At 65.2% G+C, this 12,910-nt stretch carries 11 protein-coding genes; 4 read left to right on the top strand and 7 right to left on the bottom strand.

From position 1 onward, the window contains the following. Nucleotide 1 precedes the first annotated feature (1 nt). Complete coding sequence (locus tag M1D44_RS07300) at nt 2-1,903, bottom strand: glycoside hydrolase family 15 protein (protein ID WP_316853946.1); 1,902 nt, start codon at nt 1,901-1,903, stop codon at nt 2-4. A gap of 37 nt (nt 1,904-1,940) precedes the next feature. On the opposite strand from M1D44_RS07300, the gene M1D44_RS07295 reads away from it, so the two are divergent. The 4 genes from M1D44_RS07295 (at nt 1,941) to M1D44_RS07280 (ending at nt 6,800) form a co-directional block, all read left to right on the top strand. Next, nucleotides 1,941-3,167 (top strand): DUF2252 family protein, encoded by a 1,227-nt coding sequence (locus tag M1D44_RS07295; protein ID WP_316853945.1) that lies wholly within the window; start codon nt 1,941-1,943, stop codon nt 3,165-3,167. Nucleotides 3,168-3,232: 65 nt separating this feature from the next. Beyond that, nucleotides 3,233-4,363 carry a 3-deoxy-7-phosphoheptulonate synthase gene (locus M1D44_RS07290; protein WP_024975716.1) on the top strand — a complete coding sequence of 377 codons (1,131 nt, stop codon included), beginning with the start codon at nt 3,233-3,235 and terminating at the stop codon, nt 4,361-4,363. A 333-nt stretch (nt 4,364-4,696) separates the two neighbouring features. Then, nucleotides 4,697-6,238 carry a methyl-accepting chemotaxis protein gene (locus M1D44_RS07285; protein WP_024975715.1) on the top strand — a complete coding sequence of 514 codons (1,542 nt, stop codon included), beginning with the start codon at nt 4,697-4,699 and terminating at the stop codon, nt 6,236-6,238. A 94-nt stretch (nt 6,239-6,332) separates the two neighbouring features. Further along, the gene (locus M1D44_RS07280) at nt 6,333-6,800 is read left to right on the top strand and encodes a hypothetical protein (RefSeq protein WP_024975714.1); all 468 of its coding nucleotides are present in this window, start codon (nt 6,333-6,335) and stop codon (nt 6,798-6,800) included. Between the two features lie 17 nt (nt 6,801-6,817). On the opposite strand, the gene M1D44_RS07275 is transcribed toward M1D44_RS07280, so the two are convergent. The 6 genes from M1D44_RS07275 to M1D44_RS07250 form a co-directional block, all read right to left on the bottom strand. Further along, nucleotides 6,818-7,540, bottom strand: coding sequence for an MgtC/SapB family protein (locus tag M1D44_RS07275; protein ID WP_316853944.1), 723 nt, complete (start codon nt 7,538-7,540; stop codon nt 6,818-6,820). Nucleotides 7,541-7,639: 99 nt separating this feature from the next. Then, a complete protein-coding gene (locus M1D44_RS07270; protein ID WP_439004570.1) occupies nt 7,640-8,743 on the bottom strand; it encodes an SDR family oxidoreductase in 1,104 nt (367 codons plus the stop codon). A 273-nt stretch (nt 8,744-9,016) separates the two neighbouring features. Further along, nucleotides 9,017-10,048, bottom strand: a complete 1,032-nt coding sequence (locus M1D44_RS07265; protein ID WP_316853943.1) for an XdhC family protein — start codon at nt 10,046-10,048, stop codon at nt 9,017-9,019. A gap of 55 nt (nt 10,049-10,103) precedes the next feature. Next, a complete protein-coding gene (locus M1D44_RS07260) occupies nt 10,104-10,781 on the bottom strand; it encodes a CoxG family protein (RefSeq protein ID WP_316853942.1) in 678 nt (225 codons plus the stop codon). Beyond that, complete coding sequence (locus M1D44_RS07255; RefSeq protein ID WP_316853941.1) at nt 10,772-12,004, bottom strand: vWA domain-containing protein; 1,233 nt, start codon at nt 12,002-12,004, stop codon at nt 10,772-10,774. The genes M1D44_RS07260 and M1D44_RS07255 overlap by 10 nt, the downstream gene beginning before the upstream one ends. Before the next feature lie 3 nt (nt 12,005-12,007). Further along, on the bottom strand, nt 12,008-12,904 hold the full coding sequence (locus M1D44_RS07250) for an AAA family ATPase (RefSeq protein WP_316853940.1): 897 nt from the start codon (nt 12,902-12,904) through the stop codon (nt 12,008-12,010). Nucleotides 12,905-12,910 lie beyond the last annotated feature (6 nt).

Genomic DNA, 12,910 nt, shown 5'->3' with positions numbered 1-12,910 from the left:
GCTATTTTACCGGCTTCGGCCGCTCGTCAGCCGCGCGTCGAGCTGGCTCGCCCGTGCGCTGGCTGACGTGATCGGCCGCGGCAGATAGCGCCAGTGCTGAATTCACGAGCGCGATATGCGAAAACGCTTGCGGGAAGTTGCCAACCAGCCGTTTCACGCGCGGGTCGTATTCTTCGGCCAGCAGGCCGACGTCGTTGCGCAGTGCCAGCAGCTTGGTGAAGAGCGCGCGAGCTTCGTCCTGGCGGCCTTGCAGGACGAGGTTGTCGACATACCAAAAGCTGCAGGCGAGAAATACGCCTTCGCCCTGGGGCAGGCCATCGGTCACGGCTTCGGTGCGGTAGCGGCGCACGAGGCCATCTACGAGCAGGTCTTCTTCGATGGCCTTGACCGTGCCCTGGATGCGCGGGTCAGACGCCGGCAGAAAGCCGACGAGCGGCAGCATCAGAAGCGCGGCATCCAGCTCATCGCCACCGTAGCTCTGCACGAAGCAGCCGCGCGTGGCGTTGTAGCCGTGGGCACAGACTTCCGCGTGGATGCGATCGCGCACGGCGCGCCAGCGCTCCACAGGGCCATCCACGTTGAATTGCTCGATGGTTTTGACGGCGCGGTCGAATGCGACCCATGCCATGACCTTGGAATGCGTGAAATGGCGCGAGGGGCCACGGACCTCCCAGATGCCTTCGTCGGGCGTCTGCCAGATGTTTTCCAGATGCGTCATCAGCGCGACCTGCAAGCGCCACGAGGCTTCGTCGCCATCCAGGCCGCCTTTGCGGGCGATGAAGAGGGCGTCCATCAGTTCGCCGTAGACGTCGAGCTGGAGTTGCATCGCGGCCGCGTTGCCCACGCGCACGGGTTGCGCGCCTTCGTAGCCGGGGAGCCAGGGAACCGTCCACTCGCCCAGGCGCCGTTCGCCGGCAATGCCATACATGATCTGCACCTGTGCCGGGCTGCCGGCGATTGCGCGTTCGAGCCATTGTCGCCAGGAGCGTGCCTCGTTGTAGTAGCCCGCGTTCATGAGCGCGAGCAGCGTAAGGGTGGCGTCACGCAGCCAGCAGTAGCGGTAGTCCCAGTTGCGCACGCCGCCGAGCTGTTCAGGCAGCGACGTTGTGGGGGCGGCCACGACGCCGCCGGTGCGGTGATACGTCAGTGCCTTGAGCGTAATGAGCGAGCGTTCGACGGCTTCTGTCCATTGGCCTGCACCGTGGCAGCGGCCAGACCACGCACGCCAGCGCGCCTCGATGTCGACCTGGGCTTCAAGCGCATCAATCGATGCCGGTAATGGCAGATGCGAGGGCGAATGCGTGAGCACAAATGGCACCGCTTCACCTTCGCGCACGGTGAAATCCGCCACGGTGGAGAGGTTCTCGCCACGGATCGGGGCAGGGGTGCGCAGCGTCGTCATGTTGGGCCCGGCCACGGCCCGGAGCACGCAATCGGACATGTCGCACGGGCCGTCAGCCGGCGCCCCCGTGACTTCGGACACGCGGCTGACCCACGGTATCGACGTGCCGTAGTCGAACCGCAGCGTGAGGTCCATGCGCACGTCGACGGTGCCGGAGAGCCCCCGCACGATACGGATGAGGTCCGAGGTGTCGTCCCGGGCGCCGGCGGGGCCCGGCAGGCGGGCGGTCATCAGGTCGGTCACGCTGGCTGAACCGGTGTCGGTCTCGAATACGGTTTCCAGCACGAGCGTGCCAGGCAGGTAGCGCCGGCGCGTGGCACGAGCCTCGCCTTGTGGCGCGATGCGCCATCGGCCGTGGTCCGGCGTGCCGAGCAGCGCGGCAAAACAAGCGCCTGAATCGAACCGCGGCCAGCACAGCCAATCGATGGACCCGTCGCGCGAAACCAGTGCCGCGGTTTCGCAATCGCCAATCAACGCGTAATCTTCGATTCTCGAGGGCATTGCACTCCACTCCAAGCACTTCAACGAGGCCGTGACCATGCATGACAGCACCCGCATCCTGCTTGAATACAACGCCGGGCGTGATCCGGAAAGACTCACCCGCAAGCTGGATGCCATCGCCGCCGACCCGTTTTCATTCTTTCGCGGCACCAACAACCTGTATGCCGCGTCGCTGGCCGATGCTGCGCTGCTGCACGACGCGCCCCGCACGCTCGTCTGCGGTGACCTGCACCTTGAAAACTTCGGCAGCTTCAAGGGCGACAACGGCCTCGTCTACTTCGACATGAACGACTTTGACGAAGCGCTGGCGGCACCGTTCACGGTCGATCTGGTGCGGGTGCTGTCCAGCCTGCAGGTGGCGTCCTTCAGCTGGAAACTGGCCGATGAAGACGCTCACAACCTGTGCCGGCGCTTTCTCGACACCTATGCGGCCGCGCTGGTTGACGGTAAGCCGCGCTGGGTCGAGCGGGCGACCGCCACGGGCATCGTGCGCGATCTGCTGCGTGCCTTGCGCAAGCGCAACCGTGCGGCCTACCTGGCGCAGCGCACCGTGCGCAGCGGCAACCGCATCTCGCTGCGCATTGACGGGCGCCGCACATTGCGTGCCAGCAAGGACGAGGCCCGCCGCGCACGGCGCATCCTCCAGGCGTATGGCCAGCAGGGCAACGGTCAGCGTTTCATCGCCATCGACGTCGCCCGGCGGATTGCCGGTACAGGCAGTCTGGGGCTTGAGCGCTATTCCATGCTCGCCCGCCCGGAAAACGACCCCACCACGCTGCGCCTGATCGACATCAAGCTCTCCATCCCAAGTGTCTGGGACGATGTGCTGGGCAGCGCCTGCAGCGTAGCCCCTTGGCGTAGCGAGGCCGGGCGCGTTGTCGATATCCAGCGCATTTCGCAGGCCATTTCGCCAGCACTGCTGCGCGGCGTCGTCTACGGCGCCAAGGGTGAGAAACCGAAGTCGTACGTCGTCAAAAGCCTGCAACCGACCGCCGATCGCGTCGCGCTAGGCTCGGGCAAGAACGTGGTCGCCAACCTGGACGATGCACTGCAGACCATGGCTCGCGTGGCAGCGTGGTGCCATCTGCGCGGCTGCGGCCGGCATGGAACGGATCTCGTGGAAAAGGTGCAGGACTACGCGTCCGGCACGGCCTGGCGCAAATCGGCGCTGAAGCTGGCGGCGCATGGCAAAGACGTGTCGCTCAAGCAATGGGCTGAGTTTGCTGAGGACTATCGTCAAGCGCGCGGTGGCAAGGCCGCTTAAGTGCGCGATGGCGCGCCATTGACGTCAGGCGCGCGATTCATATTTGAAGTCCCTCGGAGATCACAATGAAGAACCTCGACAATCCATCGCATGATCGCGAGGTGGGCGTCGCCGACGCGACGCAAGACACGACGCGCATCGACGACACCCGCATCGGCGCGGTGCGTCCGCTTATTTCCCCGGCGCTGCTGCTGGATGAGCTGCCGGTGCCGGCCGATACGCAGACGCTCGTCGAAGACACCCGACGGGCTATCGGCAACATCCTGCACGGCCGCGACGACCGGCTGCTGCTCATCGTCGGGCCGTGCTCGATCCACGATCACGACCAGGCGCTCGATTACGCGCGCCGCCTCAAGGCTGCGGCTGATGCACTGAAGGACGACCTGCTGATCGTGATGCGCGTCTACTTTGAGAAGCCGCGCACGACGGTCGGTTGGAAGGGGTACATCAACGACCCGCGCCTGGACGGCAGCTTCCGTATCAATGAAGGGCTGCGCGCTGCGCGGCAACTGCTGCTCGACGTCAACGCGCTCGGTCTGCCTGCCGCGACGGAATTTCTTGATCTGCTGAGCCCGCAATACATCGCGGACCTCATCGCGTGGGGCGCGATCGGCGCGCGCACGACGGAAAGCCAGAGCCATCGACAGCTCGCGTCGGGCCTGAGTTGCCCGATCGGTTTCAAGAACGGCACCGACGGCGGCGTGCAGGTTGCGTCGGACGCAATCATTGCGGCGCGCGCCAGCCATGCGTTCATGGGCATGACCAAGATGGGCATGGCCGCGATCTTCGAGACGCGCGGCAATGACGACGCGCACGTGATCCTGCGCGGCGGCAAGAGCGGGCCGAACTACGACAGCGCGCACATCGAGGCGACCTGCGCGGCGCTGCGCGCGGCAAAGTTGCGTGAACAGGTGATGGTCGACTGCTCGCACGCGAATTCAAACAAATCGCATGAACGGCAGATCGAGGTTGCGCAGGATCTCGCGCGGCAGTTGTCGCAGGGGGAGCACCGGATCGTCGGCGTGATGGTCGAAAGCCACCTCGAAGCGGGCCGCCAAGATCTGAAGCCGGGTGTGCCGCTCAAGTACGGCGTGTCGATCACCGACGCGTGCCTGAGCTGGACGCAAACTGAGCCAGTGCTCGACATACTCGCTGAGGCTGTGCGGCATCGGCGCGCGTATTCGTACGACGGGTGATGTGATGGCGGCAAGTTCAGGGTTGTCGCCTTGTACCTATTGCTGATGTAGCTCTGCGCCTCACTCGCCGTTTCCATGATGGCCAGCCGCCGCACATTCGCATGCGGTTCGGCCCAGTACTGTGTTTCGGCACCGAACCGGGTGATCGGCACGTCCTCCAACGGGCACTCGGCAATCACGAAACTGCCCAAGACGAGGCGGGCTGCAGCGATGTATTCGCCTCTCCGCCCTTAAGTTGATCGATTCCGCGGCCGATAGTGCTGAGGTAGCCGGCCGCCCGGCGCGATGGTCGCGCCCGCGTGAAGAGCCGCGCACACCACTCTCGCCGCGCCCATGTCCGCTCGCCTGACCATCCGCACCCGCCTGGTGCTTTCGGTTTCCATTCTGTTTCTGCTTGCCTTGCTGATTGGCGTGGCTGGCCTGCTCGGCCTGCGCGGCGCCAACCATGCGCACGAGGAAACCTTCACCAATCAGTTTCCGTCTGCGCTCGCGCTTGGCGAGTCTGATCTGAGCCTCACGCGCGCCCGCACGGCCCTCGACAAGGCCATGCTGTATCCGAACGACAAGGGCGCGATGAAGTTGCTCGATCGTACCGAAGAGCTGATCGCACGCTCGGATGAAGCGTGGAAAAAATACCTGACGCTGCCCCGCAGTGAAGAAGAGGATCGCCTGGCCAAGGAGGTCGCCACCACGCGTGAAGCCGCGGCGGGCAGCCTGCGCGACATCATCAAGGCGCTGCGCGCGGGCGACCGTGCGACGGCCGACGGCATCATGGAAAAGCGCGTGTCCAACGCTTTCCGCGATTCCAACGACAAAAGCCTCGCATTGAGCAAGAAGCAGCTCGGCTTCTCCAAGGCCAACTACGACGAATCCCAGGAGGCCTACGCGCGTTTTCGCGTGATCGTGACGGCGGCCATTCTCGTCGCCCTCGTGGTCGCGCTTTGGTGCGCATGGTCGTTGCTGCGTGCGATTGTGGAGCCGCTAAACGCTGCGCTGGCCCAGTTCGACCGCATTGCCGCCGGTGATCTCACGCAGCCCGTGCGCATCGACCGTCACGACGAAATGGGCCGTTTGCTCGAAGGCCTGGCTCGCATGCAGACCGCGCTGACCGATACCGTGCGCCGCGTACGCACGGGCTCCGAATCCATCGGCGCCGCCACCAAGCAGATTGCCGCGGGCAATGCAGACCTGTCGCAACGCACGGAAGAGCAGGCCAGCTCGCTGGAAGAAACTGCTTCGAGCATGGAAGAGATGACCTCCATCGTGCGCCAGAACGCCGACAACGCGCGCCAGGCCAGCCAACTGGCCGACAGCGCATCGGAAGTCGCGAGCCAGGGCGGAGCCGTGGTGACCGATGTGGTGGCGACCATGCGCGAGATCAGCGCGTCGTCGCGCACGGTGTCGGAAATCATCGGCGTGATTGACGGCATTGCGTTCCAGACCAACATCCTTGCACTCAACGCTGCCGTGGAAGCCGCTCGCGCCGGCGAACAAGGCCGTGGCTTTGCCGTGGTGGCCGGTGAGGTGCGCAACCTCGCGCAGCGCAGTGCCGCAGCCGCCAAGGAAATCAAGGAAATGATCGAGGCGTCGCTGTCCAAGGTCGAGACCGGCAGCGCACTGGCCGAGCGCGCGGGCAGCACGATGGAAGACATCGTGTCGTCCATCCGCCGCGTGACCGACATCATGGGCGAAATCGCCGCCGCCTCGAACGAGCAAAGCTCCGGCATCGAACAGGTCAACAAGGCCGTCACGTTGATGGACGAAGCCACGCAGCAGAACGCTGCGCTGGTCGAGCAGGCTGCAGCAGCGGCTGAATCGCTGGAGGAGCAGGCCCAGGCCTTGAACGCCGCCATCGCTGCGTTCCGCCTCGCCTGATGTTGGCCCCGTCGATGCACGGGGCACGCTAAAGACTTGCCTTGAGCGCCGTTTCGGTTGATATAACCGACTGGTCCATTCAAGGAGTCGCCTCATGCCGTTCATCATTGCCGCGCTCGCGCTGGTTGGTCTGCTGATTTATGGCGCAGTCCGGCTGTATGCGGGGGTTGCCGCAACTTACGGCGCGTTGGCGGGCAGCGCGGCGGTGCTGCTTGCCGTGGCGCTGCTGGCCGGCGCAGTCATCACCTTCATCCGGCGTTACCGTGCCGTTCATGGCGTGAACGTGAAAGGGCAGCGGATCGTGTCGCTCAGCGCAAGCTGGGGGCAGGTCGCGGTCGATGCCGAACAGAAACGCGGGACGCTGCAGTTGCACGGGCAAAGCGCGCGCTTTCTCTTCGCCGATATTGCCGGCGCCGATGCGGTTGAACGCGAAGGTGCCTGGACGCTGGCGCTGCGCCTGAAGCATCAGGCGCAGGCAGATTGGTCGATCCCGATGCGCAACCGCCACGAAGCGAGGCGCTGGGCGAAGATCTTTGCGCTAGCGGCGAGCCAGGAGCTTTGACCCGCGCGTTGACCCGCTTATTCCGTCGTGCTCGGGTTCCAGAAGGCCTGAGCAATGTGCGGCTGCGATTGCAGCGCGTTGACGATGCGATCCAGCTCGGCGGCATTCACCGCAGTCGACATCAGCATGGCTTCAATTTCTACGTGGTCGTCGCCAAAGGGTTCGACTGACAGATCGCTGATCGGGTAGCTGGCTTCTTCAAGCAGACGTTCCAGATCGGCAAGCGCTTCTTTCTGGCGCTCGCTCGTGGAGATGACGCACATCGTGTACGTGACTTCGCTGGCCTGATTGTCCAGCGGCGTGCGGTTGATGCGGTCCACCACGGGCCGCAGCAGGATGTTGGAGGCCAGCACGAACAGCGTAATCAGAATGGCTTGGCCAACAAGATCGGAGCCTGCCGCCGCACCCACAGCCGCCGAGCCCCACAGCGTGGCGGCGGTGTTCAGGCCGCGCACGTTCAGCCCTTCCTTCATGATCGTGCCGGCACCCAGAAAGCCGACGCCCGAAACCACATAAGCGATCACGCGGGTGGTGTCCGATGCGGTGCCGATCTGCGCGGCCATGTCGACGAATGCCGATGCCGCCACCGCCACCAGCGCGTTGGTGCGCAGCCCTGCAGTCCGCTGTCTGACCTGCCGCTCGAAGCCGATCAGCGACCCAAGCGCAAAGGCCGAGGCAAGGCTGATGAACGAATCCACCAGCGTGGCGACATTGAGATGGGCGATGGCTTGCAGCGTCATCGGCGGCTCCTTGTTGTGTAGACCGGAGTCTTGGTGAAGGGCGCCGATGGTTATAGCACGGCGCCATGACACGCCGTGCGAGCCCGGGAAGCCGGACGGCTACTTATAGTCCCACTGCATCTGCTCGGGGATCGGCACGGCGTCCGACGTTTCGAGGCAGCGGTCGAGGTAAGCGAGCAGGGAGCGCGGCTGAAAGCCGGTCTCCTGCACCAGCCGCGTGTTGTCGAACACGTAGCTCATGCTGGCGAACTTGGCATACAGGTGGATGCAGCGCGCGACCAGTCGCACGTTGCCGTCGCCCGTCAGGCTCAGGAATTTACGCGCCAAAGCTTTCTCGGCGATTTTTTCCTGATACACGTAGCCGGCCAGCGCCTGGGCATCTTCTTCCGGCGTATTGCAACGCTTGAAGCGCGGGTACAGCGTTTCGATGCGCTCGGAGTTCGCGTCGCCGGCACTGATGTGATACAGGTCGTGCGCAAGCGTGGGCTTGGTCGACAACTGCACGATGGCCTCGGCGCAGTCGTCCACGGGCAGGATGTCGACGCGGTCGGACAAGCGACAGCTGAATGTCTCCAGCAGCGCCACCATGCGCAGCATCCAGAAAATACTGCCCGAGGGCTCACACCCCAGCGTGCTATGACCCACCACGATGGACGGCCGCACCACCACCAATGGCAGTTCGGGCACGTCTTCGCGAAGCTTCAGCTCGGCCATGCCCTTGGAATACGTGTAAGGCACCGCGTGCTGCTCCAGCGGGGGGACATCCCAGCTTTCGCTGACATGGCGATCCGCCAACTGGCCGCACGACATGGCCGTGCCGATCTGCAGGAATCGCTTCAGGCGTTTGCCCTGCGCCGCCAGTCGGCCCAGCGCCAGCACGCCTTCCACGTTGGTTTCCCACAGCGACGGATGGTTCGAGAACGTTGCCAGCGCCGCGCAGTTGATGATGATTTCCGGATCGCCCAGCTTGGCGGCACCCGCGTCTCGCAGGTCGAACGGCACGATCTGCGATTCCGTAATGCCGTCCAGCGTGCCCTGTGCAAACTCGAAGCGGCGCAGGTTGCTACGCAGCCGCGCCAACCCTTCTGCGGGCGTGTCACCGCGCACGGCAAAGCGTGTGTCGGCCAGCAAACCTTTGGCTGCCAGATTGGCGGCAATGGCGCCGCCTACGAACCCGGTCGCACCGGTTAGCAAAATACTCATGCGAGAAAACTTGAATCCCTTGGGTGGCAAAACGGGCGACCAACCCGCTTGCAAACAACACTGCCGCTGCCGCACCGGCGAGGCGCGTATCGGCAGCACGCTCGAGGCAGGGAGGGGCAAGTCGTGCCAGATGAAGCCGCGCACACGAAACGGGGTTCGCGGGCCGCAAGATTCGCGTGACGCGATGCGGCCGAAACCTGCGCACAATCAGCGATTTATAAGAATGTAACCTTTCAGGTGCCTTTCAGCACCCCATTCCATCAGAGGGTTGACTCAAGTTTGCGGCACTGCGCAGCTCGACGTGGCATTGGCAGCAATCTCGCGCGCGGCCTTGGCGCCCTCGACTTGCAGGATGGTCGGCAGCGACACGCCGTTCTTGGCAGCCGTGACTTCGGCCAGGATCGAGATGGCGATTTCCGGCGGCGTACGGCTGCCGATGTAGATTCCGACCGGGCCATGCAGGCGCGCCAACTCGGCATCGCTCAGATCGAATTCCTTCAGCCGCTCCCGGCGGTTGGCGTTGTTGCGGCGGCTGCCGAGCGCACCGACGTAGAACGCGGGCGTCTTGAGCGCCTCCATAAGTGCGAGGTCATCGAGCTTGGGGTCGTGCGTGAGGGCGATGACGGCGCAGCGCTCGTCGAGCTTCATGGCCATCACCGTATCGTCGGGCATGGTGCGGACCATGGCCACGCCAGGGATTGACCACTCTTCGCTGTATTCCTCGCGCGGGTCGCAGACGGTGACCTGGTAGTCCAGACCCACGGCGATCTGGCACAGGTAGCGCGAGAGCTGTCCCGCGCCGATGACGAGCATCCGGTAGCGCGGCCCGTGAATCGTCACGAGGCGCACTTCGTCAAACTGCAGGCCATCGGTGACGGTAGCGTGCTGCAGCGTCGAGGCGCCGGTCGCCATGTCCAGCGTGCGCGCGACGAGCTGACCCGCTTCCACGGCACGCAGCAACGCTTCGATCCCGCTGGAGGCGTTCAGGGGCTCCAGCACGAGTTGCAGCGTGCCGCCGCAGGGCAGGCCAAAGCGGTGCGCTTCTTCAGCGCTGATGCCGTATTTGACGGCTTCGGGCTTGGTGTAATGCAGCCCTTCACGGCGCACGCGGTCGATGAGGTCGTCTTCAATGCAGCCGCCTGAAACCGAGCCGATGACCACGCCGTCATCGCGCAGCGCGAGCATTGCGCCTTCGGGCCGTGGCGACGAGCCCCACGTTTTGACCACCGTGACGAGCAGCACACGCCGCCCCTGTTCCAGCCAGCGCACGCTGGTTTTCAAGACTTCAAGATCGACGCTGTCCATGATGCGTTGGCTGCGCTTTCGCGCGCTTGATGGTTTTGTTGCGGGGATGCACCGATTATGCCCCGTGGTGCAAAAACAGGTAGGCGGCCGCCACGGCCACCAGCGCCACGATAATCCACGGCCAAGGGTTACGCGGCTGCAGCGCGGGGCTGACGTTGGGTGCGGCGCCCGGCGGTGCACCGTGGGCCTGGAGTTGGCCGGCCGCGAGGTCGGGAATTGCCTGCGTGGCCGGCATGCCGTCGACGGGCGGCGCGGCATGTCCGTCGGCGACAGCCGTATCTGCGGGGCCGAACTCTGCCGCAAAACGCTGGAAGAACTCGTCGGCCAGCTTGCGTGCGGCACCGTCGATGAGCCGCGAGCCGATTTGCGCAAGCTTGCCGCCCACCTGCGCGGTTGCCATGTAAGAAAGCCGCGTGACCGTGGGGCCTTCGGGTGTGAGTTGCACCTGCGCGCTGCCTTTGCCGAAGCCGGCTGCGCCGCCCTGGCCATCGAAATGCAGCGTGTAGCTGCGCGGCGGCGCCACGTCGGCCAGTTCCATGCGCCCCTTGAAGCGCGCCTTGACGGGCCCGACGGTGGCGGTCATGGCGACATCGTAGGCGGGGTTGGCGCTTCCCTCGGCGGCGGTGATGCTCTCGCAGCCGGGAATGCAACGTTGCAGCACGGCTGGGTCGTTCAGCGCGTCCCAGGCGGTCTGGAGGGGAACGGGCAGGAGATGGGTCTGGGTCAGTTCCATGGCGCGGTCGATGGGGCTGAGGTTGGGGGGCGGGGGGTGCGCGTGCGGCGAGCATGCGCCAATTCGTGCTCCAGCGCAGCCAGGCTGTCGAAATGGTGCGCTGGCACCATCACATCGACATGCGGCAGGATGGCCCGCACACCACGTGCCCGCGGCTCAAATCCGGCAAAGCGCAGCAGCGGGTTGAGCCAGACGATGCGATGGGCAAAGCGCGCCAGGCGCGCCATCTCGGTGTCGAGCAGGTCGATGTGCTCGTGGTCGAGTCCATCCGTCACGAGCAGGACAGTGGCACGGCCGGGCAGCGTGCGGCGCGCCCATTGGCGATTGAATTCCGCCAGCGCTGTGCCGATGCGCGTGCCGCCCGACCAGTCCGGCACAAGCTGCGCGATGGCTTGCACGGCGACATCCGGATCGCGCTCGCGCAACTGCCGCGAGACATTCGTCAGCCGCGTGCCGAACAGGAAAGCCTGGATGCGCTCGCGGGACTGCACCAGCGCATGGCAGTAATACAGCACGGCCCGGGAATAACGACTCATCGAGCCCGAGATATCGAGCAGCAGCACCAGCGGCGGTGTGCGATCGACGGGTTGGCGGTATTTCCACCCGGTCCATTCGCCGCCGGCGCGCACGGCCTGGCGGGCGGTCGCACGCAGGTCTGGATGGCGCCCGCGCGAAGCAGCTTTGAGCCGGCGCGTGCGCTCCTGCGCCAGATGGACGCGCCGGCGGCGGATCATGTGTTGCAGCGTGCGCCATTCCGCAGCGTTGAGCGTGTCGAAATCACGCGTGCGCAAGGCTTCGTTTGCAGAGAACGCCAGCGGCGCCACGATGTCATGGCGTTCGCCATCGGGCTTCGGTCCCGGCGGAAGGTTGGTCGACGGTTGCGCGCGCAGGGCATCGGCCAGGCGGTTGCTGCGCGCTGCGGGAATGCCGCCACGCACCTTGGGCAGCAGCAGGGCGCGCAGCTTGCCTTCCCAATCCGGATCGCGCCAGAACACGTTGAAGGCCGCATCGAACAGCGTGCGTTCGTCGGGGTGCGAAACGAGCAGGGCAGAGAGCGCGGCCTTTACGTCGTCGCGGCGGCCGATGTCGATATGGCTCAGGGCTTCGATGGCATCCACGGCGCGCGAGGGCGCCAGCGGCATGCCGGCGTTGCGCAGCAGCCGCACGAAATGCGTCACGTTGCGCGCCAGCATCGGGAACTGCGTTGGCAATGTCGCGTGCATGCCTTACTCCGGCAGCGCGGGCGCGGCCAGCAGTTGCTCGATGGTTTGCGTATCGACGTGCGCCAGGTCGTCCTGGTACTTGAGCAGCACGCCCAGCGTGTCCTGCACGGACTGCGGATCAAGCTCGGTCACGTTCAGCGCCGCCAAGGCGCGGCACCAGTCGATGGCTTCGGCAATGCCCGGCGCCTTGAACAGGTCGATACCGCGCAGGCGGTGCACGAAATCGACCGCACGCTGCTGCAGGCGGGCAGCGGTTTCGGGCGCGCGCTGCGCCACGATCTGCAGCTCTCGTGCCTTATCCGGATAGCCAATCCATTGATACAGGCAGCGCCGCTTGAGCGCGTCATGCACCTCGCGCGTGCGGTTGGACGTCATGATGACCAGCGGAATCACCTGCGCGCGTACCGTGCCGAACTCCGGAATCGACACCTGGAAGTCGGACAGCAGCTCCAGCAGAAAAGCCTCGAAGGGTTCATCTGCGCGGTCGATCTCGTCGATCAGGAGAACGCGCGGTGTGTCGGGATGGGCGGTGTCGGGCAGCAGCGCCTGCAGCAACGGCCGCTTGAGGAGGAATTCATCGCGGTAGAGCGTGTCGGCGCGTGGCTTCTCACCGGCGGCCTCGGCCAGGCGCAGCGCCATGATCTGGCGCGGGTAATCCCATTCATAGAGCGCGCTGGCGGTGTCGAGCCCTTCGTAACACTGCAGCCGCAGCAGCGACGTGCCGAGCAGCCCGGCCGCCGCCTTCGCCAGCTCGGTCTTGCCGACGCCGGGTTCGCCTTCCAGAAACAGCGGCCGCTGCATGCGCAATGCAAGAAACAAGGCCGTGGCCAGCTCACGGCTGGCGAAATAACCCTGGCCTTGCAGTTGCGCGATGCAGTTGTCGATGGAATCGACCGGCATGCCGTT

Source organism: Ralstonia sp. SA306 (assembly GCF_054792405.1).
Note: the sequence above shows the minus strand (reverse complement) of the source record. Positions and strands in the feature narration are given on the sequence as shown.

Coding starts and splice junctions, on each gene's coding strand:
- M1D44_RS07270 (WP_439004570.1), bottom strand. CDS start 8,743: ATGAGTATTTTGCTAACCGGTGCGACCGGGTTCGTAGGCGGCGCCATT.
- M1D44_RS07260 (WP_316853942.1), bottom strand. CDS start 10,781: ATGGAACTGACCCAGACCCATCTCCTGCCCGTTCCCCTCCAGACCGCC.
- M1D44_RS07255 (WP_316853941.1), bottom strand. CDS start 12,004: ATGCACGCGACATTGCCAACGCAGTTCCCGATGCTGGCGCGCAACGTG.
- M1D44_RS07250 (WP_316853940.1), bottom strand. CDS start 12,904: ATGCCGGTCGATTCCATCGACAACTGCATCGCGCAACTGCAAGGCCAG.
- M1D44_RS07275 (WP_316853944.1), bottom strand. CDS start 7,540: ATGACGCTGCAAGCCATCGCCCATCTCAATGTCGCCACGCTGGTGGAT.
- M1D44_RS07300 (WP_316853946.1), bottom strand. CDS start 1,903: ATGCCCTCGAGAATCGAAGATTACGCGTTGATTGGCGATTGCGAAACC.
- M1D44_RS07280 (WP_024975714.1), top strand. CDS start 6,333: ATGCCGTTCATCATTGCCGCGCTCGCGCTGGTTGGTCTGCTGATTTAT.
- M1D44_RS07265 (WP_316853943.1), bottom strand. CDS start 10,048: ATGGACAGCGTCGATCTTGAAGTCTTGAAAACCAGCGTGCGCTGGCTG.
- M1D44_RS07295 (WP_316853945.1), top strand. CDS start 1,941: ATGCATGACAGCACCCGCATCCTGCTTGAATACAACGCCGGGCGTGAT.
- M1D44_RS07290 (WP_024975716.1), top strand. CDS start 3,233: ATGAAGAACCTCGACAATCCATCGCATGATCGCGAGGTGGGCGTCGCC.
- M1D44_RS07285 (WP_024975715.1), top strand. CDS start 4,697: ATGTCCGCTCGCCTGACCATCCGCACCCGCCTGGTGCTTTCGGTTTCC.